At 43.0% G+C, this 26,231-nt stretch carries 24 protein-coding genes and 1 tRNA gene; 11 read left to right on the top strand and 14 right to left on the bottom strand.

Annotation, left to right across the window (positions count from 1 at the left end; genetic code table 11):
• Window positions 1-10 precede the first annotated feature (10 nt).
• The 3 genes from nosZ to ACRHOZ_RS17940 are packed head-to-tail and all read right to left on the bottom strand — an operon-like array spanning window position 11 to window position 3,094.
• A complete protein-coding gene (nosZ, locus tag ACRHOZ_RS17950; RefSeq protein WP_431128587.1) occupies window positions 11-1,969 on the bottom strand; it encodes a Sec-dependent nitrous-oxide reductase in 1,959 nt (652 codons plus the stop codon).
• Window positions 1,970-2,000: 31 nt separating this feature from the next.
• Complete coding sequence (locus tag ACRHOZ_RS17945; RefSeq protein WP_420399070.1) at window positions 2,001-2,582, bottom strand: fasciclin domain-containing protein; 582 nt, start codon at window positions 2,580-2,582, stop codon at window positions 2,001-2,003.
• An 8-nt stretch (window positions 2,583-2,590) separates the two neighbouring features.
• The gene (locus ACRHOZ_RS17940; protein ID WP_431128584.1) at window positions 2,591-3,094 is read right to left on the bottom strand and encodes a c-type cytochrome; all 504 of its coding nucleotides are present in this window, start codon (window positions 3,092-3,094) and stop codon (window positions 2,591-2,593) included.
• 124 nt (window positions 3,095-3,218) lie between these two features.
• Between ACRHOZ_RS17940 and ACRHOZ_RS17935 the strand changes: the two genes are divergently transcribed.
• The gene (locus ACRHOZ_RS17935; protein WP_431128581.1) at window positions 3,219-3,650 is read left to right on the top strand and encodes an RrF2 family transcriptional regulator; all 432 of its coding nucleotides are present in this window, start codon (window positions 3,219-3,221) and stop codon (window positions 3,648-3,650) included.
• Window positions 3,651-3,681: 31 nt separating this feature from the next.
• Here the strand turns inward: ACRHOZ_RS17935 and ACRHOZ_RS17930 are convergent, their stop codons facing one another.
• Window positions 3,682-4,869 (bottom strand): aldose epimerase family protein, encoded by a 1,188-nt coding sequence (locus ACRHOZ_RS17930; protein WP_431128578.1) that lies wholly within the window; start codon window positions 4,867-4,869, stop codon window positions 3,682-3,684.
• 199 nt (window positions 4,870-5,068) lie between these two features.
• On the opposite strand from ACRHOZ_RS17930, the gene ACRHOZ_RS17925 reads away from it, so the two are divergent.
• From ACRHOZ_RS17925 to ACRHOZ_RS17890, 8 genes are all read left to right on the top strand, one after another.
• On the top strand, window positions 5,069-6,130 hold the full coding sequence (locus ACRHOZ_RS17925) for an SMP-30/gluconolactonase/LRE family protein (RefSeq protein WP_431128576.1): 1,062 nt from the start codon (window positions 5,069-5,071) through the stop codon (window positions 6,128-6,130).
• Between the two features lie 309 nt (window positions 6,131-6,439).
• A complete protein-coding gene (locus ACRHOZ_RS17920; protein ID WP_431128573.1) occupies window positions 6,440-8,812 on the top strand; it encodes a glycoside hydrolase family 95 protein in 2,373 nt (790 codons plus the stop codon).
• A gap of 22 nt (window positions 8,813-8,834) precedes the next feature.
• On the top strand, window positions 8,835-9,674 hold the full coding sequence (locus ACRHOZ_RS17915; RefSeq protein WP_431128570.1) for a fumarylacetoacetate hydrolase family protein: 840 nt from the start codon (window positions 8,835-8,837) through the stop codon (window positions 9,672-9,674).
• A gap of 33 nt (window positions 9,675-9,707) precedes the next feature.
• Window positions 9,708-11,159, top strand: a complete 1,452-nt coding sequence (locus ACRHOZ_RS17910) for a sulfatase (protein WP_431128567.1) — start codon at window positions 9,708-9,710, stop codon at window positions 11,157-11,159.
• A 7-nt stretch (window positions 11,160-11,166) separates the two neighbouring features.
• Window positions 11,167-12,471 carry a sulfatase-like hydrolase/transferase gene (locus tag ACRHOZ_RS17905; protein WP_431128564.1) on the top strand — a complete coding sequence of 435 codons (1,305 nt, stop codon included), beginning with the start codon at window positions 11,167-11,169 and terminating at the stop codon, window positions 12,469-12,471.
• Window positions 12,472-12,535: 64 nt separating this feature from the next.
• Window positions 12,536-13,984, top strand: a complete 1,449-nt coding sequence (locus ACRHOZ_RS17900) for a sulfatase family protein (protein WP_431128561.1) — start codon at window positions 12,536-12,538, stop codon at window positions 13,982-13,984.
• 234 nt (window positions 13,985-14,218) lie between these two features.
• Window positions 14,219-15,727, top strand: coding sequence for a sulfatase (locus ACRHOZ_RS17895; RefSeq protein ID WP_431128558.1), 1,509 nt, complete (start codon window positions 14,219-14,221; stop codon window positions 15,725-15,727).
• Window position 15,728: 1 nt separating this feature from the next.
• Complete coding sequence (locus tag ACRHOZ_RS17890) at window positions 15,729-17,249, top strand: sulfatase-like hydrolase/transferase (RefSeq protein WP_431128555.1); 1,521 nt, start codon at window positions 15,729-15,731, stop codon at window positions 17,247-17,249.
• 27 nt (window positions 17,250-17,276) lie between these two features.
• Here the strand turns inward: ACRHOZ_RS17890 and ACRHOZ_RS17885 are convergent, their stop codons facing one another.
• The 5 genes from ACRHOZ_RS17885 to ACRHOZ_RS17865 all read right to left on the bottom strand — a co-directional run bounded on the left by ACRHOZ_RS17885 (window position 17,277) and on the right by ACRHOZ_RS17865 (window position 20,999).
• On the bottom strand, window positions 17,277-17,612 hold the full coding sequence (locus ACRHOZ_RS17885; protein WP_431128552.1) for an L-rhamnose mutarotase: 336 nt from the start codon (window positions 17,610-17,612) through the stop codon (window positions 17,277-17,279).
• Between the two features lie 10 nt (window positions 17,613-17,622).
• Complete coding sequence (fucP, locus tag ACRHOZ_RS17880) at window positions 17,623-18,969, bottom strand: L-fucose:H+ symporter permease (RefSeq protein WP_431128549.1); 1,347 nt, start codon at window positions 18,967-18,969, stop codon at window positions 17,623-17,625.
• A gap of 36 nt (window positions 18,970-19,005) precedes the next feature.
• Window positions 19,006-19,794: an SDR family oxidoreductase gene (locus ACRHOZ_RS17875; protein WP_431128547.1), complete on the bottom strand. Its 789-nt coding sequence runs from the start codon at window positions 19,792-19,794 to the stop codon at window positions 19,006-19,008.
• Window positions 19,795-19,880: 86 nt separating this feature from the next.
• On the bottom strand, window positions 19,881-20,654 hold the full coding sequence (locus tag ACRHOZ_RS17870) for an SDR family NAD(P)-dependent oxidoreductase (protein WP_431128544.1): 774 nt from the start codon (window positions 20,652-20,654) through the stop codon (window positions 19,881-19,883).
• Window positions 20,655-20,926: 272 nt separating this feature from the next.
• A tRNA-Lys gene (locus ACRHOZ_RS17865) sits at window positions 20,927-20,999 on the bottom strand.
• A 123-nt stretch (window positions 21,000-21,122) separates the two neighbouring features.
• On the opposite strand from ACRHOZ_RS17865, the gene ACRHOZ_RS17860 reads away from it, so the two are divergent.
• The gene (locus ACRHOZ_RS17860) at window positions 21,123-21,638 is read left to right on the top strand and encodes a shikimate kinase (RefSeq protein WP_431128541.1); all 516 of its coding nucleotides are present in this window, start codon (window positions 21,123-21,125) and stop codon (window positions 21,636-21,638) included.
• Here ACRHOZ_RS17860 and ACRHOZ_RS17855 read toward each other — a convergent pair.
• Together ACRHOZ_RS17855 and ACRHOZ_RS17850 are read right to left on the bottom strand one after the other, a co-directional pair.
• Window positions 21,630-22,127, bottom strand: a complete 498-nt coding sequence (locus ACRHOZ_RS17855) for a phosphoribosyltransferase family protein (protein ID WP_431128538.1) — start codon at window positions 22,125-22,127, stop codon at window positions 21,630-21,632. The genes ACRHOZ_RS17860 and ACRHOZ_RS17855 overlap by 9 nt on opposite strands.
• 36 nt (window positions 22,128-22,163) lie before the next feature.
• Window positions 22,164-22,535: an RNA-binding S4 domain-containing protein gene (locus tag ACRHOZ_RS17850; protein WP_431128535.1), complete on the bottom strand. Its 372-nt coding sequence runs from the start codon at window positions 22,533-22,535 to the stop codon at window positions 22,164-22,166.
• Window positions 22,536-22,613: 78 nt separating this feature from the next.
• Between ACRHOZ_RS17850 and ACRHOZ_RS17845 the strand changes: the two genes are divergently transcribed.
• The gene (locus tag ACRHOZ_RS17845; RefSeq protein ID WP_431128532.1) at window positions 22,614-23,612 is read left to right on the top strand and encodes an FKBP-type peptidyl-prolyl cis-trans isomerase; all 999 of its coding nucleotides are present in this window, start codon (window positions 22,614-22,616) and stop codon (window positions 23,610-23,612) included.
• Window positions 23,613-23,661: 49 nt separating this feature from the next.
• Here ACRHOZ_RS17845 and ACRHOZ_RS17840 read toward each other — a convergent pair whose 3' ends face one another.
• The 3 genes from ACRHOZ_RS17840 to ACRHOZ_RS17830 are packed head-to-tail and all read right to left on the bottom strand — an operon-like array spanning window position 23,662 to window position 26,142.
• Window positions 23,662-24,273, bottom strand: a complete 612-nt coding sequence (locus tag ACRHOZ_RS17840) for an outer membrane beta-barrel protein (RefSeq protein ID WP_431128529.1) — start codon at window positions 24,271-24,273, stop codon at window positions 23,662-23,664.
• Window positions 24,274-24,326: 53 nt separating this feature from the next.
• Window positions 24,327-25,280 carry a transketolase family protein gene (locus tag ACRHOZ_RS17835; RefSeq protein WP_431128526.1) on the bottom strand — a complete coding sequence of 318 codons (954 nt, stop codon included), beginning with the start codon at window positions 25,278-25,280 and terminating at the stop codon, window positions 24,327-24,329.
• A 16-nt stretch (window positions 25,281-25,296) separates the two neighbouring features.
• Window positions 25,297-26,142, bottom strand: a complete 846-nt coding sequence (locus tag ACRHOZ_RS17830) for a transketolase (RefSeq protein ID WP_431128523.1) — start codon at window positions 26,140-26,142, stop codon at window positions 25,297-25,299.
• Between the last annotated feature and the right edge of the window lie 89 nt (window positions 26,143-26,231).

Raw genomic sequence — 26,231 nt, 5'->3', positions numbered from 1 at the left:
TGCACTAAAACTAATCTTCACCCAGTGACCAGCTCAACTCTATGTTGGAACTGGCAGGGGAAACTCTTACATAACCCTGCATTTCTTGGTGTAGGGCTGAACAGAAATCCGTACAGTAGAACGGCCATACCCCTACTTGCTTGGGTTCCCAAACAAAGGTTTCAGTTTGTCCTGGCATAATCAGAAGTTCTGAAGTATTGGCACCGATCATACTTACTCCGTGGGGCACGTCATAATCCTGTTCCAAATTGGTGACATGGAAGTAGACTTTGTCCCCAACCTTGATGCCTTCAATATTATCCGGGTTAAAATGACTTCGGATCATGGTCATGTACACATGTACCTCATTTCCGTCTCGTTCTACCCTTACATTGGCATCGGAAGTGGTGGCATACTTATGCTTGTTCTCTTCCAAACTATATATTTTCTTGGATCTTTCCTTCACCAAATCGGCAGCTATACCAGCAGCATAGTGAGGTTCTCCAACCGTAGGGAAATCAAGCAGAAGTTCCATTTTTTCACCAGAAATATCATACAGCTGTGCTGACTGAGTCACTTCAGGTCCAGTTGGCAGATATCTATCCTTGGTGATCTTGTTCATTGCAAGGACATACTTACCAAAGGGTTTTCTTGAGTTTCCGCCTGGAATCATCAAGTGACCCACAGAATAGTAACAAGGCTGTCTGTCCACTACCTCCCAGGTACCCACTTTCCATTTTACCACTTCAGATGAGATAAAGAAGGTGGTATAGCCGTTTCCGTCGGCATCAAATTCGGTATGTAGGGGCCCTAAACCTGCCTGCTTCACACTACCTGCAAGCACATCTTCAAAGCTTAGGATTGGAATACCATAAGCTTCACCATCAAATTTTTCATTTTCAATGGCCTGAATCATTTTGCTAAAGGAGTGCACGGTCAAATCTGAAGACAGTTTTCCGTTCCCTACAATGTATTCGCCTGTGGGATCCACATCACAACCGTGAGGTGATTTTGGAGTTGGAAGCAAGTAAACCAAACCAGGTAATTCCGAGGCATCCAAAACCCTCACTTCTTTCTTCATGGTAGAAGTTGCCGTATGGGTCTCTTCGTCATACACATTGTGTGCGTAATTGGCGGGCATAGTCTGGAATTTACCTTCTTTGATATACTCCTCAGCCTTTTTCCAGTTTACAGCAGCAATAAAATCCTTGTCATTTTGGGAAGCGTTTACTTCCATTAGTGAATGTGACTCCTCAGAGTTATATGTGGAGAAGAACATCCATCCATGGGAAGCTCCCCTTCCAGGGTGGGCCAAGTCATAATCGAAACCTGGCATAAGCACCTGGAATGAAAGATCCATTCCTCCGTCTTCAGGGTCTACACTAATAAAGGAAAGTGAGCCTTGGAAATTGCCCTTGTATTCGTTAATGGGCATATCCCTTTGCGGAATAGGAACAGAAAATCGGGTTCCTGCTACCACATACTCCGTGTTTTCAGTAACAAAAGCGGAACTGTGGTTACCAGCGCTGTTTGGAATCTCAATGATTTCTGTGGTTTCAAACACGCTAAGGTCAATTTTGGCAATCCTTGGTGTGTTGTTACCGTTGATAAATACAAATCTACCATCCAATTCCCCATTGGTTTGGGAAATGTCTGGGTGGTGGGAATCGTCCCAAGGAATAAATCCGTGGGAAGTGTTGAGCATGGGCTTTGTTTCTTCATTGTAACCCCATGCTTTTTCTGCATCTTGTGAAAACACCGGAATGACCTTGAACAACCTTCCAGATGGAAGTCCGTAGACAGAAAGTTGTCCACTAAAACCTCCAGAGACAAAGGCGTAGAACTCATCGTGTTCCCCGGGTGCCACATAAACTTTCTCCGCAGCACTGGACGACAGCGCTCCGTTGGAGCTGTTGCCCCCTTGATTACAGCTCACCAGGAACATGGTTGAAGCTATTAGGGCAAGCATTGAAAAGCGAAATTTATTCATCGTAGTTGTTTTTATTTTAATTGTTGATTTTCTATTCTTCTGGTGGAAGCATTACCTTGTCCACTACATGCACAATACCGTTACCGGCAGGTACACTGGCTAAAATTTTGGCCCCGCCAATAAATACGTCGTCCCCTTGGACTTCCACGGGTACACTCTGATTATTGGCTTGTCCCAGTTTCTTGAATTTCTTTAGGAAATCCTTGCTGTATTTTCCTGGGGTTACATGGTATTGTAAAATGTTGGCCAGGGCGGCCTTGTTTTCAGGTTTGAGCAAATTTTCAACCGTTCCTTCAGGTAAAGCTTCAAAAGCGGCGTTGGTAGGTGCAAAGACCATAAGGGGGCCTGCATTGACCAACGCATTTTCCAACTCGGCTGCCTGTACCGCAGCTACCAAGGTGGAATGGTCCTTGGAGCCAATGGCAATGTCAAGGACATTGGGTGTGGCTTCATCATCCTTTAGGAATGCTTGGCCCTGTTTTTTGCTTTCTTGCTGTGACGCCACCTCATTGGTGGACGGGCTCTGGGTTTTGGTCTCGTTCTTGCAACCGGTCAAGAGGGACCCGGCTAGGAACAGACCAATGAAAAGTTTAATGCTGGTTGCTAGTTTCATACAAATATTTATAAGGTTCTAAAGTATTCAAGCACGGCCCGGGCTTGTTCTTCTGTCAGCCCTTGATTGGCCATGGGAGATCCGTTAAATTCCATAAATAGGTCCTTGGCTAGTGGGTCATCCTTTACCATGCCCTCAGGATTTAGGATCATGTTCATGACCCACTCTGGGGATCTTCTTTCTAAAATTCCATCAGGGGCAGGGCCAATGAACTTTTTGCCTATTCTGTGGCAAGCAAGACACATTTGATCATAAACCGCTTTACCTTCATCAGCCATGGCTTGATCAATGGCATCGTTAAGGGTTACCGAGGTCACAGGACCAACACCTTTACTTTCCAAGTCTATTCTTTCCGATGCTTTGGTAGTTTCCGTTTCCACCTTTTGCTCGATTTTTTGTGTGGTTTTTTGCCTTTCAACCTGGAAGCCGTCTTGTTTTTTTTCTTGTTTGCCTCCGCAGGCGATCAGTAGGGTCAAGAGTAGTAGCGAACTGCCTTTTACAATAATTTTCATGTGATATCAATTGTTGGATTTGGGGCAAATGTATGGGCAGAATTTTGCGCAGAATATGATAAAAATCACATTTCGGATAAAAACATCTTTTTTACTTTGTATAATGAACTAAAGACAAGGGAGCATGCTTTCAAATTCGGCCAAATATGCGTTAAAAGCAGTGCTTTATTTGGCCTTACACACCAATGAGGATAATAAATTAATGGTGAAGGACATTTATTCCAGAATCAATGTGCCTCAATCCTACTTGGCCAAACTCATGCAGAAACTTTCCAAAAATGGTATTATTTCCTCCTCAAGGGGGCCAAAAGGGGGATTTTACGCGAGTGACCAAAATATTGACATACCCTTAATCCAAGTTGTAGAGTTAATTGATGGCGAGCAACGACTCCGTTCATGCATGCTGAGTATACATGAATGCGACAGTGAAAACCCCTGTGCACTTCATGACCTTGTTGGTAATGCCAACAGTTTTTTTATCAAAAACCTTGAAGAAACTACTATTAAGCAGTTAATTGGGGATGTAAAAGCAGGTAAATCGGTATTACCGCTTTAATTATTTGATTTGTTGAAACTTTGGGTGAGATCTACTTCACTACACTAAACTTATACACACAAGCAGATGTATAAGTTTGTCCTGGTTCCAGCACTGTACTTGGGAAATTGGGCTGGTTTGGTGAATCTGGATAGTGCTGGGTTTCCAGACATATAGCGCCGCGATAAACATAGGGTTCACCATTTTTTCCTTGTACCGTACCATCCATAAAATTCCCACTATAAAATTGCATTCCAGGTTCGTTGGTATAAACCTCCATAACCCTCCCGGTTTCCGGTTCGGTTACCTTGGCAGCAAAAGTAAGTCCGTCTTCATTTTTCGGACCTGGGTTGAGTACGTAGTTATGGTCAAATCCACCTCCGTGTTTAAGTTGTTCCACATCTGCATCCACATCCTGTCCAATGGGTTTGGCTGTGGTGAAATCAAGCGGGGTGCCAGCTACGGGGTCAATGGTTCCAAGGGGAATTAAGGTAGAATCCACTGGTGTATAATGGTCAGCGTTGATTTCTATGATGTGGTCCAAAATGGTTCCTTGCCCTTCACCTTTTAGATTAAAGAAAGAATGATGGGTAAGGTTCACGATGGTCTTTTGATCCGTATCTGCTTCATAAAAAATTTGAAGTTGGTTGTCATCGGTCAAGACATAACGCACAGTTACCTTGAGGTTTCCAGGATACCCTTCTTCGCCATCAGGGGACGTTCTGGAATACTGTATTTCATTATTTGAGGCATGATCTACCGCCCAAACAACCTCGTCATAACCTTTGTCTCCTCCATGCAGATGATTAGGGCCATTGTTGGTGGCCAAGGTGTACGTTTTTCCATCCAAGGTAAACTTGCCTTTGGCTATACGGTTGCCGTAGCGGCCAATGGTCGACCCAAAGTAATCAGTTCCCGGCTCGTAATAGCCCTCCAAACTGTTGCATCCCAATACAATATCTCCAAAATTGCCCTGCTTGTCTGGTACGTATAAAGCCACTAATCGCTGACCGTAGTTGGTGAAGTATGCCTCTATTCCGGACTTATTTTTAAGGACATGCATGTAAATGGAGTCGCCTTCAACTACCTTTTCAAATTTTTTAGGGTCAATTTTGTTGGCCATACTGGTTTGCTGTTGGGTTTGGTTGCTATCGGATGCAGGTTTTTGTTCCGTTCTTTTACAAGCCGAAATGGCGAACAGAAAAGCTAAAAAAAGATAATTCAGATTTTTAACCGACATAGTTATTTGGATTTGCAAGCTTTAAATGTAATTAAATTTGGGAGAACACATTTGAAGAATATTGTTATGCCTTGCGGAAGAAGAGCAACATAAGGAATCCTTGATTTTGCAAGCTTCAAATTCCCTATCCCAGAGAATGCTTTATTCCAATTATCGGTATTTTTCGAGTACCTTGTACAAAGTAAAATTCCACCGACCTATGAATATCAAAAATAACCTTATAGCGGGATGCCTTGTCGTTTTAAGCATGGCCTCGTGCAAAGAAACTCCAAAAGCAACACCTGAAAAGCAAGAACCTATTTCAAAGGAGGCTGTAGATATTTCCCAGGCTTTTGCAATTGAAATTTTGGACGAGGAAGCATTAAAAATTATAGATTCCACCGCTTCCATTGAGGTGTTGGCAAGCGGATTCAAATGGTCGGAAGGCCCCCTCTGGATTGACGAGGGAAAATATTTGCTCTTTTCCGATATTCCCAACAACAAGGTGTTTAAATGGGATTCCCAGACCAAGGATACGACCACCTATCTGCACCCCTCTGGATTTTTAGGAGAAGTAGCGGATGACTTTAAGGAGCCAGGTTCCAATGGTCTCACTTTGGATGGCAATGGACAGTTGGTCTTAATGCAGCATGGGGAACGAAGAGTTGCTCGCATGACTGCTCCATTGAATCAACCCAAATCTGAGTTTGAACCCTTAGTGGACAACTATGAAGGTAAACGATTCAATAGCCCCAACGATGGTTATTTTGACAAGCTGGGCAATTTCTATTTTACCGATCCACCTTATGGTCTTCCCAGGGGTATGGATGACCCCGAAAAGGAACTGGATTTTCAAGGGGTGTACTGCTTAAAAACTTCTGGGGAACTAGTGTTGTTGGATAAGTTGACAAGGCCTAACGGAATTTGCTTATCCCCAGATCAAGATAAACTTTATGTTGCTGTTTCCGATTCCAAGCACGCCGTGTGGTACCAATACGATGTAAAGGATCCGGGAGTAGTGGAAAACAAAAAGTTGTTTCATGACGCCACCCATTTAATGGGCAAAGAAGGACAGCAAGGGGCACCTGATGGATTAAAAGTACACAGCATGGGATATGTATTGGCTACCGGGCCAGGTGGACTATGGATATTTGACACATCAGGAAAAACCTTGGCAAGGGTATATACTGGGCAACGAACTTCGAATTGTGCACTTAGCACCGATGAAAAACAACTTTTCCTTACTGCGGACGATTATTTACTAAAGGTCAATCTAAAATAATAGAGTTCATTGCTTCTTCGATGCGCAGTATTAAGTATTGCTGGCAACTTTCCACGAGGAAAGAATAAGAAAACGCGGGGAGGTCAATGTCCATTTGCTTACTGAGTAAATTCTTTAAGTTAAAAACAAACACTTTGCGACCTTGCTTTAGTTCATAAGGGCAAAAAGAGTATAGGTTTATGTTTATTTTCTAGTGGAGAGTGGTGCTTGACCATACTACATTTAGATTTTTTACCAAACACATAGATTCCTGTGACTTTAAAGCACTTAAAATGGCCCCTATTGGGCCGTCAATTAAGCTTGATTGCAATGGCAGTTGTTGTACTGTGCGCTTGTCAAGCTCCTCAAGATGAAAGTTCAGCCGATAATTTGAAAATCTGGTACAAACAAGAGGCAAAATCGTGGATGCGGGAAGCCCTCCCCATTGGAAACGGTTACATGGGAGCCATGGTTTTTGGTGGGGTGGAAAGAGAGCGTATCCAATTCAATGAAGAATCGCTCTGGGTAGGCGGACCCGGAGAATGGGAAGCGTATAATGGGGGAAATCGTGAAGATGCCCATAAATATTTGCCGCAAGTACGGAAACTTTTATCCAAGGGTGAACTGGAGAAGGCCCATGCTTTGGCCAACAAAGAACTTACCGGTGTAATCAAAAGAAATAACAATCATGAGTTCTGGGAAGGGTTTGGTGCTTTCCAAGCCTTTGGTGATATCTATATTGATGTGGAAAAAACTGCTGATATCTCCGAGTATCAAAGAGAACTGGATATTTCTGACGCGATTGCACGGGTTACCTATACCGATGGGGATATCCATCATAAAAGAACGTACTTCGCCAATTATCCAAGTAAAGTATTGGTGTTTAAACTGGAAAATGATGCACCCCAAGGGCAAGATTACACCATTGAATTGACCACTCCACATAAAAAAGTGAGCTATTCCTCAAGCGGGAGCGAACTGATTTTGGATGGCGTATTGGAGAACAATGGAATGGCATTTGGTGCCCGTCTACATTTGGAAACCCAAGAAGGCGAAATCGGATTTGATGAGAATAAGATCAACGTTACAGCATCCAATGCCCTTACATTGAAATTGGTGGCTGGTACAGATTATTTAAATAATTATCCCATTTATAAAGGCAAGGATTACCAGACGGAAAACTTGGCTGCCATGAAGAAAGCCAAAGAGATGTCCTTTCAAAAATTGTTGGAGGAACATCTTTCAGATTACCACGAACTTTTCCAGAGGGTAGATTTGTCCTTGGAGGCCACCCAGATAGCATCTTTACCAACTGAGGAGCGTTTGAAAGCTTATGAAAAAGGGCAGGCGGACCCTTCATTGGAAGCACTGTACTTTCAATATGGTAGGTATTTGCTGATCAGTAGCTCCAGACCGGGAACCATGCCTGCCAATTTGCAGGGAAAATGGAATGATAAGACCGCGCCTCCTTGGGCTTCGGATTATCATATGAATATCAATGAACAAATGATTTACTGGCCAGCTGAACTTACTAACTTAAGTGAGTGCCACCAGCCGCTAGTGGATTACATGGAGAGCTTGATAGCGCCGGGTCAAAAGAGTGCAGCCAGTTTTTTTGATGCGGACGGATGGATTGTAAACACCATGAACAACCCGTTCGGATTCACGGCTCCAGGCTGGGATTTTCCATGGGGATTTTTTCCAGGAGGGGCGGGTTGGCTAAGTCAGCATGCATGGGAACATTATGAGTTCACCCAAAATAAGGAGTATCTTAAGGATCAAGGTTTTCCAATAATGAAGGAAGCCGCCCTATTTTGGTTGGATTATCTTATGGATGATGGGCAAGGGTATTTGGTTTCTGCTCCGTCCTATTCCCCTGAGCATGGCGGGATTTCGGAAGGCGCATCCATGGATTTGCAAATCGTCTGGGATTTGTTCACCAACTGTATTGAAGCCTGCGAAGTATTGGGTATAGAAGATGATTTTAAACAAGAGGTGATAGCTTCCAAAAGTCGTTTGTTTCCTCCTCAAATTGGAAGATGGGGGCAATTGCAGGAATGGAAGGAAGACGTGGACGACCCTGAAAATAAGCACAGACATATATCCCATTTGTTTGCGCTGCACCCAGGAAAACAGATTACCTTGGACGGTACACCGGATTTGGCCCAAGCGGCAAAGAAATCGCTGAATGCGAGGGGTGATCAAGGTACTGGATGGTCTTTGGGGTGGAAAATCAATTTTTGGTCACGATTGCGAGAAGGAAATAGAGCACACAAACTTATTCGTAGGTTGTTGAGAACCACCACCGATGAAGGTTTTGAAATGCTTAAGGGAGGTGGAACCTATAACAATATGCTCTGCGCGCACCCACCATTTCAACTGGATGGAAACATGGGAGCAACCGCGGGGATTGCAGAAATGTTGGTTCAATCGCACGATGGCCGAATTACTCTGTTGCCAGCACTTCCAGACGCTTGGAAATCGGGAAGCGTTAAGGGATTAAAAGCCCGTGGAAATTTTGAAGTGGATATTATATGGAAAGATGGAAAATTGGTGGAGGCCAACATTACATCAAAGAGCGGAAATTCCTGTTATGTAAAATATCGGGATAAGACCCTCAGGTTGGGCTTGTTAAAAGGAGAGACTTTTACAGTGGGTTATGATATGGAATTGAACCTGGGTTCGGATTCAAACAACGATTAATGGATTGAAATAATTTGAAGCGATGAAAATTTACCGAATAGGAGCAACTGCATTTGTAGACAACGAAGGGAGTTATCGGAAAAGAGAAATAGTAGATTGGACAACATTTATTAATCGTGATGGACTTCATGAATTCTTGAAAAAGGAGATTGTGGATTGGAAGGAGACCGATGGATCCTTTTTGGACTTAAATCGTTTTGATCCTCCTATAGATAATCAGGAAATTTGGGCAGCAGGGGTTACCTATGAAAGAAGTAAGACCGCCCGTATGGATGAAGCCAAGGAATCTGGAGGCTCTGTTTTTTATGACATGGTGTACGATGCGGAGCGACCAGAGCTATTTTTTAAGGCTACGGCCCAGAGATGTGTGGGCTCTGGCGATGAGGTGTATATAAGGAAAGATTCCACCTGGAACGTTCCAGAACCGGAATTGACTTTGCTGATAAACTCCCAGGGGTCTATTGAGGGCTATACCATTGGCAACGATATGAGTTCAAGAAGTATAGAGGGTGAAAATCCCTTGTACCTCCCTCAGGCCAAGGTTTATGAGAAATGTGCTGCCTTGGGGCCATGCATTTATGTTCCAAAAAGCCCAATTCCAACTACAACAAGAATTTATATCACCATTGAAAGAGATGGAAAGACCATGTTCAATGAAGATGTGGCCATTTCCAAGATAAAACGTGATTTTGGGGAGCTGGTGTCCTTTTTGTTTCGCGAATGTGATTTTCCCCAAGGTGTTTTTCTAATGACCGGAACTTGTTTGGTACCACCAGACGATTTTACATTAAAAGTGGGAGATAAGATTTCCATTACCATTGATGGCATTGGAAAACTCGTCAACCATGTAGGCAAAAAGTAATAGAAACAAAGTTTACAAACTGACGGAAGCTTTATGAAGACCAAGTTGTTTCTCATCTTATGTAGCATTTTGTTCCTCTCTTGTCAAAGTGATGGGAAGGAGCAAAGGAAACCAAACGTACTCTTTATCATAGCTGATGACCTTACTACAACTGCGGTTTCCGCTTATGGGAACAAGATATCCCAGACCCCAAACATAGATGGTTTGGCTGCAGAAGGAGTCCGATATACACGAGCCTATTGTCAATATCCGGTTTGTGGCCCTTCAAGGGCTTCTTTTTTAACAGGATACTACCCCAATGCGACACAGACCTTTGGTTATGTCAGTGGAAGGGAAAACATTGGGGATGAAAGGGTCACATGGCCCCAATTGTTCAGGAACAACGGGTATTACACAGCTCGGGTGAGCAAGATTTATCATATGGGGGTTCCCATAGACATTGAATTGGGATTTGATGGAAAGGACGATGAGGCGTCCTGGATCGAGCGATTTAATAGCCAGGGACCCGAGTGGACTGCCTTGGGCGATGGAGAGTTGGTTCAAGGAAATCCTGATGGTTCCAAACCCATTAAGGGAGGCAATGTAATGACGATTGTTAAAGCGGACGGGGATGATATGGTCCATTCCGATGGTAAAACCGCGGCCAAAGCTTCAGAATTGATTCGACAGCACAAGGACGAACCTTTTTTTCTGGCTGTAGGTTTTGTAAGACCCCATGTTCCGTTCGTGGCCCCACGGGAGGACTTTAAGCCATATCCCCATGCGGATATTGAGCTGCCCTACAACTTTGAGGGTGACTGGGACGACATTCCCCAGAAAGGCATTAACTATGTAACGAGCAAGAATGCCCAAATGACCCAGGAGCAAAAACAAAAAGCCATTGCAGCCTATTACGCCTCCGTAGCATACATGGACAGGCAGGTGGGAAAGGTTCTCCAAACCTTAAAGGATGAGGGCTTGGAGGACAACACTATAGTCATTTTCACTTCTGATCATGGTTTTCATCTGGGAGAACATGAATTTTGGATGAAGGTCAGTGTTAAAGAAGAATCTGCCAAAGTCCCATTGATAATAAAAGTTCCCGGGAAAGAACCTGCCGTATGTAACTCCTTTGTAGAATTGTTGGATTTATATCCCACCGTATCAGAATTGGCAGGACTTTCATATTCGGAACATATCCAAGGAAAAAGTTTGGTCAAAACTTTGGATGCCCCGGAACATATGGTGCGTGATATGGCTTTTTCGGTGACCCAAAACGGGGAGACTTTTTTATTGCGAACCGATAAGTGGGCCTACATTCAATATGGAGAGGATGCTTCCTTGGGTATAGAGCTATTTGATATGCACCAAGACCCAGGGCAGTATACCAATCTGGCTACTCTTCCCGAATATCAAGAGAACGTAAGCTACTTTCAGGAAAAATTAAAACAGAAGTTGTTGGAGGTAAGAACGAATGACTTGGGTATAGATTATTCAAAAAAGTGAAATCAAAATGAAAAAACTTCTATGTATATGCTTGATAGTTCTTGTTTGGTCGTGTAAATCAGATAGAACTGATAAAAACAAAAACCAAAGCCCCAACATTATCCTGATTATGGCGGATGATTTGGGTTATGAGACCTTGGGCGTATATGGAAGCAACAGTTACAAAACTCCCCATTTGGACCGACTTGCGGCTGAAGGAATGCGGTTTGAACATTGCTATTCCACCCCCTTGTGTACCCCATCCAGGGTACAACTGATGACGGGGAAATACAATTTCAGAAACTATATAGGATTCGGCTTACTGGATCCCAAGGAGAAAACCTTTGGACATTATATGCAGGAAGCAGGCTATAAAACCTTGGTTGCCGGAAAATGGCAATTGTTGGGCAATGAGCATCAACAAACATTGGCGGGGAACAAAGTGGGGTCCCTTCCAGAAAATGCTGGTTTTGATGATTTCTGTCTATGGCAAGTGGATCAAAGGGGGTTTCGATATAAAGACCCACTGTTAACAATTAAAGGAGAGGGCGCTAAGGAATTCAAGGGTGGATTTGGACCAGATGTGTTCGTGGACTATATCAATGCTTTTATGAGCAAGAACAAGGACGACCCATTTTTTGTGTATTATCCCATGGTACTTACCCATGATCCCTTTGTTCCAACACCAGGCAATCAAGAATTTGGAGGGTTTGACCCCCAGTCAAAGACAAACGACCCAAAATATTTTGGCGAAATGGTGGGCTATATGGATAAATTGGTGGGGCGGATTGTCAATGAAACTGAATCTCTGGGTATTAGGGAAAACACCTTGATCTTGTTTATCGGAGATAATGGAACAGATAGGGACGTAACATCGATAATCAACAATGAACCCTTAAAAGGGGAAAAGGGATACACAACGGATGCAGGAACCCATGTCCCTTTTATTGCCAATTGGAAGGGACATATTCAAAAAGGAACTGTAAACCCAAACCTAATTGACTTTACAGATTTTCTGCCCAGTATTATGGAAGCGGCCACCCAAAAGAAACTGGATAAAACCGAATCTGACGGCCTTAGTTTTTACCCACAATTAACAGGTGCCGATTATACTCCACGAGACTGGGTATTTTGCCACTATGATCCCAACTGGGGAAAATTTGAACCCAAAAGATATGTGCAGAATAAAACCTGGAAACTCTATGAAAATGGGGAACTCTACCATCTAAAGAATGATCCAAGTGAGCAAAATCCACTAAACGCGGAAGAGCAGCCATCTGAGGTTAAGCGGCTGGTGCATCAATTCCAGAAAGTTTTGAAGGAATATCAATAAAGGAAATAAAAGGAATAGCAAATCCTTTATGCAATCAACCTAAGCCACTTTTAATACATAAAGTTTGAAGCACGTACCACCACTTTTTATTCTTCTACTAATTGTTGAATTTGCAATAGTTGGTTGTAGAGACATAAAAGATAACAATAGAAAGGGAACCGACTCCCCTGAAAACCCCAATATTATTTTGATCATGACGGATGATCAGGGATGGGGTGATACTGGCTATAATGGACATCCCTATTTGAAGACACCCAACTTGGATAAGATGGCAGCTAATGGGGTAGTGTTTAATCGGTTTTATGCAGCTTCAGCGGTGTGTTCTCCCACTCGCGGAAGCGTATTGACTGGACGTCATCCACTACGCTACGGCATCTGTACGGCCAATTGCGGGCATATAAAATCTGAAGAAATTACCCTTGCAGAGCTGGTTAAGGAAGTGGGTTATACCACAGGACATTTTGGAAAATGGCATTTGGGAACGCTTACCCGGGATACGATTGATGCCAACCGTGGAGGAAGACCACAGCACGATTCACATTATGCTCCGCCTACAGACCATGGCTTTGACACCTACTTTGTTACGGAATCAAAAGTGCCCACATGGGATCCCATGATTACCCCACCAAGGACAGCTGGTGATGTCTCGGCGGCGCTGGAAACTGGCAAATCCTTCAATACACGGTACTGGACAGCTCCAGGAGCAGTTGAAACTGAAAACCTGGAAGGTGATGATTCCCGAGTGATTATGGATAGGGTAGTCCCTTTTATTGAAAGTGCAGTGGATAGGAAACAACCCTTTTTGAGCGTTATTTGGTTCCATACCCCGCACCTTCCGGTCTTGGCTGGGGAAGCATACAGGAAGCAGTATGCCGATTTATCGGAAGATCAACAGCATTATTATGGGACACTCACCGCTATGGATGAGCAGGTGGGTAGATTGAGAAACAAGCTCAAGGAGCTTGGTGTGGCCGATAATACCATCTTGTTCTTTACAAGCGACAATGGCCCCGAAGGCAGGGAAATAGGGGGGAGGACACAGGGACTGACCAACGGACTCAAGGGAAGAAAAAGAAGTCTCCTTGAAGGAGGTATTAGGGTGCCCGGCATTGTTGAATGGCCTGGAAGGATACCCGCTGGTAAAAGACTGGAATCCCCATGTTTTACTTCAGATTATTTTCCAACCATTGCCAATGTGCTGAACATAGATTTGAAAAAATACAATCGTCCTTATGATGGAGTGGATTTGATGCCCTTGATCAAGGGAACGGTGAATTCTAGGGAAAAGAACCTGGCCTTCAGGTTCAACAAGCAAGCAGTCTTAATCGGTGAAGAGTTCAAAATATACAGCAATGACGGCGGAAATACCTTTGAGCTGTATAACATTTCGGAAGACCCATCGGAAACTGAAAATTTGGCTGAATCCAACCCCAGCCAACTACAAAAGATGGTTGGCGAATGGAATCTTTGGAAGGCATCCCAAGAAGCCAGTGCCAACAATGCAGATTACTGATTTGGAATACACGAAGCGCTAACTGGGTGCCAACTGTTTGTTGAGAGAAATTGACCTGAAAAGTTGGGTTTTTGCATAGGAACTGCAAATAAAGTACACCTTTTGGTGAAGTATTTGGTGGAATTGGCGCGTCTGTAACGATAAATTTGATGGAATTACCATGACTAAGTCAGGCAAGGAAGTTTTTTGTCGACTTTATATCTCCAAAATCTATGGTGCGCCAATAAATAGTTTATGGGTATTCCTAAAAAAATTTCATTCGTTCTCCTAGGTGTTTTACTTCTTTTGGCATCTTGTCAATCCAAACAAGATGCACAAAAACCACCCAATATTGTATTCTTTTTTGTGGATGACATGGGTTGGCAAGACACTTCGGTCCCATTTCATACAGAGTTGACCCAACTGAACAAAATGTACCATACTCCAAACATGGAACAATTGGCCAATGAGGGGATGAAATTCACCCAAGCCTATGCTTCGGCTGTATGCTCACCATCACGTGTTAGCCTGATGACAGGTCTTAATGCTGCAAGGCACCGAGTGACCAATTGGACTTTGTTTCCTGATAAATCCACAGATTCCGAGCATGACAAGGTCGCGGCCCCGGAGTGGAATGTCAATGGACTAAGTGCCCAAGCTGGAATTAATAAAACAGTCCATGCACAAACTCTTCCACAGTTATTGAAGACTGCAGGCTACAAAACCATTCATGTTGGCAAGGCTCATTTTGGGGCCAAGGAAACTCCAGGTGAAAATCCACTGAATCTAGGGTTCGATGTCAATATTGCAGGTCATGCAGCAGGTGGTCCAGGTAGTTACTTAGGGAAATACAACTTTAGTGCCGAATGGAGAAAAGGTATGGGTGTTTGGGATGTTCCCGGCTTGGAGAAGTATCATGGGGAGGACATATTTTTAACAGAGGCCTTGACGATAGAGGCCAATAAGGCCATTGACAAGGCAGTAGCGGAGAAAACGCCTTTTTATCTCTATATGTCCCACTATGCCATACATGCGCCTTGGGAAAAGGACAATCGATACTACCAAAAATATATTGATGCAGGCCTTAACGAATTTGATGCTACCTATGCAGCTATGATTGAGGGAATGGACAAATCTTTGGGTGATATTAGGGCAAACCTGGTACGATTGGGCGTTGCCGACGACACAATCATTGTTTTTATGTCGGACAATGGATCTCCAAAACAAACTGCCCAGAATCTTCCCCTGAGAGGCCATAAACTAACTCCATACGAAGGTGGGGTAAGAGTGCCCATGCTGGTAAAATGGCCAGGAATAACAAAAGCAGCATCGGTAAATGACCAATATTTTATAATAGAAGATATCTTTCCCACTTTTTTGGAAATGGCAGGTCTAAAAGAGGAAGCCCAAAAAAGTGTGGATGGGATGAGTATAGTACCATTGCTTTCTGGAAATGGTAACTATCCTGCAGAACGTCCAATTTATTGGCATTTTCCCAACACTTATGATCAACCGCCCTATAGTGCGGTTCGAGAAGGTGCTTGGAAATTGATTTATCATCATATTGATAGAAAAATCGAGCTCTTTAATCTTGAAAAAGATATTGGTGAAACAGAAAACTTGGCCGTGGCCAATAAAGCAAAAAAAGAAGAATTGGTTCAGTTACTTTCCAATTATCTAGTTGAGGTTGAGGCCCAGATGCCATGGGATAAATCCACGGAAAAACTTGTAGAATACCCTATCGAAATAACCAAAAACCCATAAAATGATGTTCAAAAAAATTGTTAGTGTATTGGTGATTGTTTTTTTATTGGGAGCTTGCCAAGAGCAACCCAAAGAGGACAATGGAACGCCGAATATCCTTTTCCTTTTTGCAGATGACTATACTTATGAGGCTCTGCATGCAATGGGAAATGACGTGATTGAAACCCCCAATCTGGATCGGCTGGTCAATCAAGGGACCACCTTTACGCATGCCTATAATATGGGTGGGTGGAACGGTGCCATTTGTGTGGCCTCTAGATCTATGATCATTTCAGGTACTTCCATTTGGAATGCTCATGAAATCACATCAAAATGGAGGGCTCAGGACTCTACTGCGCTCAACAATACTTGGGGGCGACTAATGGCTTCCAATGGTTATTCTACTTATATGACCGGAAAATGGCATGTAAACGCACCCGCCGATTATGTCTTTGATACGGCTCGTCACATTCGCCCTGGAATGCCGGATGATTTGAGGAGCAAAGCGGATTGGAAGGAAATTCACAAAGCTTATAAGGAAGGGAAGGATGTAAAGCCCTTAATGCCTCCAGCATATTTTAGACCTGTAGATGAAAATGATACCCTATGGTCACCATCAGATCCCAAGTTTAAGGGGTTTTGGGAAGGAGGTAAACACTGGAGTGAAGTGATTAAGGATGATGCGCTGGATTTTTTGGAAGATGCAAGCCAAAAAGACAATCCATTCTTTATGTATTTGGCGTTCAACGCTCCCCATGATCCGAGACAATCCCCGCAATCATTTTTGGATAGGTACAATATTGAGGACATTCCCGTACCTGAAAACTGGCTTCCTGAATATCCTTATGGAGATGCCATGAACAGCAGTTTCACCATGCGAGATGAAGCTTTGGGTCCATTTCCAAGAACACCTTTTGCGATAAAAACACATTTAAAGGAATACTATGCCATTATCACCCATTTGGATGAACAAGTGGGCAAGATTTTGGATGCCTTGGAAGCTACTGGAAAGTTGGACAATACCTATATCTTTTTTACCGGGGATCATGGACTGTCTGTGGGGCATCATGGATTGTTGGGCAAACAAAGCATGTTTGATCATAGTGTAAGGGTACCTTTAATGGTGGTTGGGCCAGATATTCCCAAAGGCCAGAAAATCAATACCGATGTTTACCTACAGGATATTATGGCCACCAGTCTTGAGTTGGCCCAAATTGAGAAACCAGCATATGTAGAGTTCAATAGCTTGTTGCCCTTGGCCAAAGGGGAGACGCAAACCGGGAGTTTGACCGATGGGGTGTATGGAGCTTTTGAACAATCATCCCAGCGCATGATCAGAAAGGATGGATACAAGCTCATTGTGTATCCCAAAATAGACAAAATTCTCCTGTTTAATTTGGAAGAAGATCCTCTTGAGATGCATGATTTGGCTGGGAATCCAGAAAACAAAGCTCTGGTTGAAAGCTTGTTTACTGATTTGATGGCCTTGCAAAAGAAAATGAATGACCCACTGGATTTGAATGAACTACATCAAACTTTATAAAATACGGTGAGTTGTTTATAGAGCTTTTTAGAGTTCGAATATCTTTTCCATTAACATCCATTTTTCCCCAGGCTTGGCCATGGGTAAGGCTTGCTGATAATTCCACATTAAATCTTCCCATTCCTGAACCTTGGAATTGCTTTCGTCCATTTTGGATTTTCGTTCGAAAGAAAAGGAAGCGTCAGCCTCAATAATCATAAAAAGTCTATTGCCCACTAGGTAAATCTCCATGGAATCAATTCCAGCATCCCTGATGCTTGCCTCTATTTCGGGCCAGATCTTTTTATGATAGGCTTTGTATTCTGCAATTAATTTTGGGTCATCCTTTAAATCCAAGGCCAAAGCAAACCTTTGTGAACTCATGATTTTCTTTTTATGCGGTTTCCAAGCGTTGTCTCTTCATAGAGCGATAGCTATATATTGCTACCAAAATCAAACAGGTCAAAGGCAAAATGAACGAAAAGTTGACCTCTGGAATGAATCCGAACAATTTAACATCGCTAAGACCTGTTCCTCCCATGTCAATTATTCTCCCTTGCAGTGGCGGCATTAGTGCTCCCCCCACAATTCCCAAGATCAATCCGGCAGAACCAATTTTGGCCTCATCACCCATTCCTTTAAGCGCAATGCCATAGATGGTCGGGAACATTAGTGACATGGCAAAGGAAACCCCTACCAAGCAGTACAAGCCAACCATTCCACTAAGTACAATGGCTCCCGTGCAGAGCACACTTCCAAGTATGGCAAAGATGAGCATTAGCTTAGCTGATGATATATATCTGAACAGGAAGGTACATATCCACCTGGCCGTCAGGAACAAAATAGTTGAGGCGGCAGCATAGACCACGGCATTCAATTGTTCGTCCGCTTCTCTAGAAGCATTAAGGTTTGTGACATATTGATAAATAAAAGTCCACACCATAATCTGTGCGGCCACATAGAAGAACTGAGCCAATACGCCTTCATAATAGGACTTATTGGAAAAGAGTCTTGAAAAAGTCTCTTTTAGGTCTAATTTCTCAACAGTTTTGCTTCCGTTATCAATTTTTACGAAAAGGAAAACCAACAAGATGGCCAAGACCACAAAGCCCAAAACAATATAAGGGGCACTAATCACGGATAGATCGTGCTCAACCATTTGCTGCTGTTGTTCCGGGGACAGGGCGGAGGATGCCAAGGATGAGGTATCTGCCCCGATTTTAGTATCCAGCCTGTCAACCACATAAAGTCGAGCCACCAATTGTCCCGATAGGGCTCCCATGGGATTGAAAGCTTGGGACAGATTAAGGCGTTGCGTGGCGGTCCTGGGATCTCCCAATTCCAAAATCATTGGATTGGCAGTGGTTTCCAAAAAAGCCAATCCGAAAGTGAGGATATAAAAGGAGATCAAGAAAAAGTTATAACTGGCCAAAAGGGCCGATGGATAGAACATGAGGGCTCCTGCCGAGAACAGGATAAGCCCTAAAACAATCCCGGATTTGTAACTGTACTTCCTAATGAAAAGTGCTGCAGGTATGGCCATGGTACCATATCCACCATAAAAAGCAAGCTGCACATAGGAAGCCTTTACATTGGAAATATTAAGCACGTTCTTAAAAACTTCCACCATGGGATTGGTAAGATCATTTGGAAAACCCCAAAGGAAAAATAGACTGGTTACAAGAATAAATGGTAAAAGAAACGCTTTGGCAACTACCGGGATTCTTTGTTTTTGATCCATAATTATAGGTTATTGTTTTTTTAGTTTATTGATTGGTTATTGATTAAGTAAAGCGCGGTCCAAATGGGTATAACCGCCATCCACATAAATAAGTTGACCCGTTGTGTGACTAGATTTGTTTGATAACAGAAAGGTTACCATACTGGCAATTTCCTCTGAAGTGGTCATTCTGTTTTCCAAAGGAATACGATTTGTGATTTCTTCCAATTTTTTCTGAGGTTCTGGAAAAGTCTTGATCCATCTATCGTATAAGGGGGTATAGCATTCGGCAACGATCACAGCGTTTACCCTGATATGATAAGGTAATAGTTCTATTGCCCATTCCCGGGTAAGCGCATTTCTTCCGCCATTGGCAGCTGCATATCCAGATGTCCCCCCTTGACCAGTTTCGGCGGTTTTGGAACCAATGTTGACAATGGCACCCTTGCTTTCTTTAAGTTGGGGAAGGGCATAATGCGCCATCATGTAATAATGGGTTAAATTTCGGTTGATAGACTCCAAAAAACCCTCATAACTACCGTTTTCAAGACCAATGCCATCATTTACCCCTGCATTATTGACCAGGCCATCAATTCTTCCATAGGCTTTCACAATAGCCTCTACCGCAGCCTTGCATTGTCCGGGATCGGTGAGTTCCGCAAAGGCGTGAAAAGCTTTTCCTCCATCTTCCTCTATTTTATTTACCGCATCAAGTACGTTTTCCTTGTTTCTTCCCACGATTACAGGAATAGCACCTTCCTTGGCCAGCTCACGGCTAATACCGTTCCCTATACCCTTAGAACCGCCGGTAACAATAATCACCTTATCCTTTAAACCTAAATCCATTATTTCAATTCATTAGTGCAACATTGCAAATATTTTGGATAGCCATTTAGCATTGTTAAAAGTGAACAGCGAATGCGCATTCTAGACTATCCGTTGAGTTTGATAAATCCTCCGTCAATTGGGAAATCAGTCCCTGTGATAAATGAGGCCTCATCCGAGCATAGATACAATGCCAAATTAGCCACTTCTTCCGGGGATCCCATCCGACCTATAGGTTGGGTTTTGGAGAGTTTTTCAAACATCTCATCCACATTATCAGGATAGTTTTTCTTTAAAAATCCATCCACAAAGGGAGTGTGTATTCTTGCTGGGGAAATACTATTGCATCGTATGCCATATTCCAAATAATCTTTGGCCACGGAATAGGTCATGGTCAGTACCGCTCCCTTGGTCATGGAATAGGCAAACCGATCAGCGACTGCCACCGTACTGGCAATGGAAGCCATGTTGATGATTACCCCACCCTTTTTCTTCATATGTTTTATACAGGAATGCATGCAGTTGTAAACGCCTTTGATGTTTACGTTGTACAAATTGTCCAAATCATTTTCAGTAGTTTCTTCGATATTACCAACATGGGCAATTCCCGCATTGTTGATTAGGATGTCTATGGTGCTGGATTGGGCAATGCTATTGGCTAATTTGGCCACATCCCCTTGGTTGGAAACATCACATTGGTGGCCTGCGGCCTTTCCACCTTGACTGCGAATTTCATCCACAGTTTTTTGGGCGCTTTCCAAGCTCAATTCCAAAATGTTTACAAAGGCCCCATATTCTGCCAGTGTCTTGGAAATGGCTTTCCCTATGCCGCTACCTCCACCTGTGATAAGAACCACTTTACCATTTAACGAAAACTTCATCGATACAATTTAAGTTTATCTCTTCTGAAAGAAAAAAGAAACAAATTCAAAAAGTGGAAAATTAAATTTTACCATGGGAAGTGACAACTATCAAAATTGCCCATGCTGATACTTTTTTTGCATAAGTGTTAATATAAATGCCCTAAACGTCAAATAAGTCTTTTGAATAAAATCAGAAAAATGTAGGAAAGTATAGGGGAAATTAAAAAGAGAAAACCCTGCCGATTATGTAAAAAGGACAGGGTTTTTATGTGGTGTGGAATTTTTCCTTGTGACCTGACTGGGGCTCGAACCCAGGACCCTCTCCTTAAAAGGGAGATGCTCTACCAACTGAGCTATCAGGTCTTGCTTATAACTGCGACTAAAGTGCTGCGCTAAGCGGGTGCAAATATAATATCAATAATCTATTTTACAAGTTGATTTAATGATAAATTTTCGTTTTTTTGAATTCGCAATTATTTCTGAAGTATGAAAGTAGTTTTGGTGGGTTATATGGCAAGTGGAAAGTCATCTGTAGGGAAGCCACTTGCAGCGGAAATGGGTCTGGAATTTATAGACCTGGATCACTATATTGAAGAACAACAGCAAATGACGATCACAGAGATTTTTAAGGAAAAAGGCGAGATTTTCTTTAGAAAGCTGGAACACGAAATGCTGCTCAAGGTGTTAGCAGAAAACGAAGCCATAGTTTTATCCACTGGAGGGGGCACTCCTTGCTACGGCACCAACATGGATACCATTCTAAACCATGCTGACCATTCCATATACCTGCAATTACCCGTTTCTTCTTTGGTGGAGCGTATTGCCAAGGAAAAGGAGGAAAGACCTTTGGTAAGGGAACTCAATGATGACGAACTTGCTGAATTTGTGGGAAAACATCTTTTTGAACGCAGACAGTTCTACGCCCAATCCACTTATGTTTTGGATTGTCATGACAAATCCATTGAAACATTGGTGGAGGAAATAAAACAGGAGCTACTCTAGATACACGGTATCGTTTTTGCCTTGAAACTCTACCTTGATATGTTCATTCAAAGAGGTTGAAAGTGAAATGCCCTTATAATCGGCCTTAACGGGATACTTTTTATGGTTCCTGTTGACCAAGACTGCGGTTTTAAGCTGTTTAATTGGCGTTTTTAGAAAATGATGTACCCCGTAAATCAAGGTGGTTCCGGAGTTTAGCACATCATCCACTACTACAATGGATTTATTTTGGTAGGCTTCTTCAGGAATGGATGTACTTACACCACTTTTTAGGGGATTTGTTTTGTCCATTTCAAGTTGACACAGCACAATTTCCGCATCCGTGATCTTTTTAAGGACGTTTGCAATTTTCTTGGCCAGGTTAAGACCTCCACCAACAATGCCAGCAACAATGATTTCCTTTTCATTCACATTGGCCTCGTAAATTTGGTAGGCTATTCGCTTGATCTTGTGCTGTATTTGTTCGTGGGAAAGGATTCGGTTCACCATGGAGTGGATTTTGTACGTTCAAAGATAAAAAACAGATCATTCAGAATCGTCCAAATACCCATCAATGTCCCTGCGGTCTTTTTTGGTTGGCCTACCTGTTCCTTTTTTTCTATAGTGGTCCTTGGCAAATTTCAATAGCTCATCGTTGGCAAAGGCCTCTTTGGGGGTGGTGTCCTTTCGGTAGATATCCACCAATTTGGCACCTACGCGGCTTTCTGGGATGTCCAATACCGTAAACTGATAATCTATTTGGTTCTTGCGTACACGTATTTCATCCATGGGGTACACTTCCCTGGATGGTTTTACCGCATCGCCATTGATTTTGACCTGTCCTTTTTTAACAGCATTTGCAGCAACGTTTCGGGTTTTATAGTATCTAGTACACCAGAGATATTTATCAATGCGCATAAACTCTGCAAATCTTTGTTAATGCCAGTAACAAAAATAGTGGAAAATTGTATCTTGCGCAGCTAAATAATGTACTTGATGAAGCACGGATTTTTAGTTTTTTTGTTTGCTCTTGTTTTGTTTTCTTCCTGTAGCAATGATGATGGAGGGCCAGATGTCGAAATCGTCCCACCCCGTTTGCTGGCAGAAGTATCAGCAGAGAATGATGCGGAAATCCGGGAGTTTTTACAGACTCATTTTTATAATTACGAGGATTTTGCTTCCCCCTCGGCCAATTTTAACTTTAGGATAAAAATTGATACCATCGCGGGTGTCAATGCGGATAAAACCCCGATGATTGATTTTGTCAGGGAAGCAACCGTAAATATTTCTGATTTCGAATTTTTATTGGATCAAGGCGAAGATGACATTCCACATAAATACTACTATCTCTCCGCAAGGCATTCTTTTGAGGAGCTTGATCAAGAGCGTGTGGACTGCCCAGAGTGCTTCCCGTCCGTGGCCGACTCGGTTTTTGTGAGATATGAGGGTAAACTGTTGGATGGTACTTCCTTTGATAGTGCCTTAAACAATGCCATTTGGTTTGATTTGGCCCGACTTCAGGATCTGACGCAGGGCTTTAGAGGATTTGCTGAAGGCATCCCAAATTTTATCATTGGGGATAACATCAGTGATAACGGGGACGGAACAGTCACTGTTGAGGATTACGGGGTTGGACTGATTATTTTTCCTTCGGGATTGGGTAATTTCAATCGGGTCAGTGGGGGTATACCACAGTATAGCCCGCTCATGTTTACCATTGATTTATTTACGATGAACCAAACTGATCATGATGGGGATGGCATACCTTCCATAGATGAGGATGTTAATGGCAACGGATATCTTTATGACGACAACACAGATGCCGATAGCGAACCGGCTACGGTTTCCTTTGCCAATTTCCAGGATGCAGATGATGACGGGGATGGTACAACCACAAGAGATGAAATATCGGATGAAAATGGGAACATCATTTTCCCTTATCCGGATGACAATAATGATGGGACACCCAATTATTTGGACCCAAATGTGAACTAAAAAAAAGGCCTCGAATTTCGAGGCCTTTTTTTATTACGTTATTTTATTCCTATAGCTTAAGCGATGCGGAGAAAATGACCTGTGAAGGTCTAGAATCCACCCGTCCAGAAATGTCAGCTATATTATCGCCAATTAATTGGGCCTCATTTTCAGAGAAGCCTCTTTCGTATCGGACGTCCAATCCAAGTTTTCCCAGATTAACTCCAACACCGGCATTGAGACCAACGGTAAAATCGTTTTCAACGTCCTCAATGTCCAGATCTCCCAAATCATTGCTCAAGGTATACTGAAAGGCCGGACCTGCAAAAACATGCAATGGTCCCACCAATTTATACCCCAATAAAACGGGAACGTCAATTTTGGAAACATCATAGTCGTTGGAATCCCCATTGACGCTATAGGTACTTTTGGTTCTGGTGTAGACAACCTCAGGTCTCAAATAGAGTTTTGGAAAATCCAATTTTCCCCAAAACCCAAAATGGTACCCAGTTTTGCCTTCAGCGCCTTCCGTGATGTTTTGGGCGGCATCGCCAACGGTTCCCACAAGGTCACCGTTCTTGTTATAACTTAAACCTGCTTTAATACCAAAGCCAGAACCGCTTTGGCCAAATGCAGTGATACCCATCAAGGCAAACACTGCAATGAAAAGTGTTTTTTTCATAATGTGCTTCGTTTTTTAATTGGTTGAAAATGTATCAAAGATGATACCGAAAACTATTTTCGTTTCAACACTTTTAAAACGGCAGCCTCAATGGCTTTATTGTTTAAGCCATATTTATCCATTAATTGGTCTGGTGTTCCACTTTCGCCAAAAGTATCTTGGGTGGCAACAAACTCCTGAGGTGTAGGATGATGTGTTGCCAGAACACGGGAAACACTTTCACCAAGGCCTCCTAGATAATTGTGTTCTTCAGCGGTTACCACGCATCCGGTTTTCTTCACGGAAGCTAAAATAGCCTCATCGTCCAGCGGTTTAATGGTATGTATATTGATTACTTCGGCAGAAATACCTTGGTTCTCCAAATTTTCAGCAGCAATTAAAGCTTGCCAAACCAGGTGACCTGTAGCTATGATGGTCACATCGGTACCTTCGTTGAGCATAAGGGCTTTTCCTATTTCAAACTTTTGGTCCACTGGAGTAAAGTTCGCCACTTTGGGTCTTCCAAATCGAAGGTAAACAGGACCATGGTGCTCTGCAATGGCAAGGGTAGCCGCTTTGGTTTGGTTAAAATCGCATGGATTGATTACGGTCATGCCTGGAAGCATTTTCATCAAACCGATATCTTCCAAGATCTGGTGTGTGGCTCCATCCTCTCCCAAGGTAATACCAGCATGGGAAGCACAGATTTTCACGTTCTTGTCTGAGTAGGCAATGGACTGGCGAATCTGGTCATAAACCCTACCAGTGGAAAAGTTGGCAAAAGTCCCCGTAAATGGGATTTTTCCACCAATGGTCAAACCGGCAGCTATTCCCATCATATTGGCTTCCGCGATACCTACTTGGAAAAAACGCTCTGGATTTTCATCAATAAACGTTTGGATTTTTAACGAGCCTACCAAATCTGCACAAAGTGCAACGACATTAGGGTTGGTTCTACCCAATTCCGTCATTCCCGCTCCAAATCCACTTCGGGTATCCTGCTTTCCTTGATCTGTATATTTAGTCATGTCTTTGTCTTAAGAATTAGTAATCACCTAAAGTTTCTGGATTTTGCGCCAACGCCGTTTCCAATTGTTCGTCACTTGGAGCTTTTCCATGCCATGCGTGGGTATGCATCATAAAATCAACGCCATTACCCATTTCAGTGGTCATTACCACACAAACCGGCTTCCCTTTTCCAGTTCTGCTCTTGGCCTCCTTCAATCCGGCAATGACCTGATCCAAGTCATTCCCATTTTCGATTTCCAAAACATCCCAACCAAAAACACGGAATTTTTCGGCCACATCGCCCAAGGGTAAAACATCTTCGGTGCCACCATCAATCTGCTGCCCGTTTCTATCCACGGTAGCAATCAGGTTATCCACTTTATTACCCGCAGCATACATGATAGCTTCCCAATTCTGCCCTTCCTGGAGCTCTCCATCACCGTGTAGACTATAAACCAAATGGGAATCACCATTCAATTTTTTGGCTTGGGCCGCTCCAATGGCTACCGACATCCCTTGTCCCAAAGAACCGGAAGCGATACGTACCCCTGGAAGTCCCTCATGGGTGGTTGGGTGTCCCTGAAGTCGGGAATCTATCAGCCTAAAGGTGTTTAATTCATCAATTGGGAAATATCCTTTTCTTGCCAGAACACTATAAAATACTGGTGAGATATGACCATTGGAAAGGAAGAAAAGGTCTTCACCAATTCCATCCATATCAAAACCATCCTTTAGTTCCATCACTTCATTGTAGAGCGCAACAAAAAACTCGGTACAGCCCAAGGATCCCCCTGGATGTCCCGAATTTACCTTATGGACCATACGCAGAATATCCCTCCGCACCTGGGTCACTAAATCCTGTAATTCTTGTGTGTTTGGCATTGTATTGATTTTAAGCCTTCAAAAGTAACGGCATTCACTTTGTTATACAAGCACTTGGGCATTATTTTACGAAACGGTTTGCGGAGCAA

It is taken from the genome of Flagellimonas flava (genome assembly GCF_050617915.1).
Lineage (GTDB): Bacteria > Bacteroidota > Bacteroidia > Flavobacteriales > Flavobacteriaceae > Flagellimonas > Flagellimonas flava_A.
This window is presented reverse-complemented; position numbering and strand designations above follow the sequence as displayed.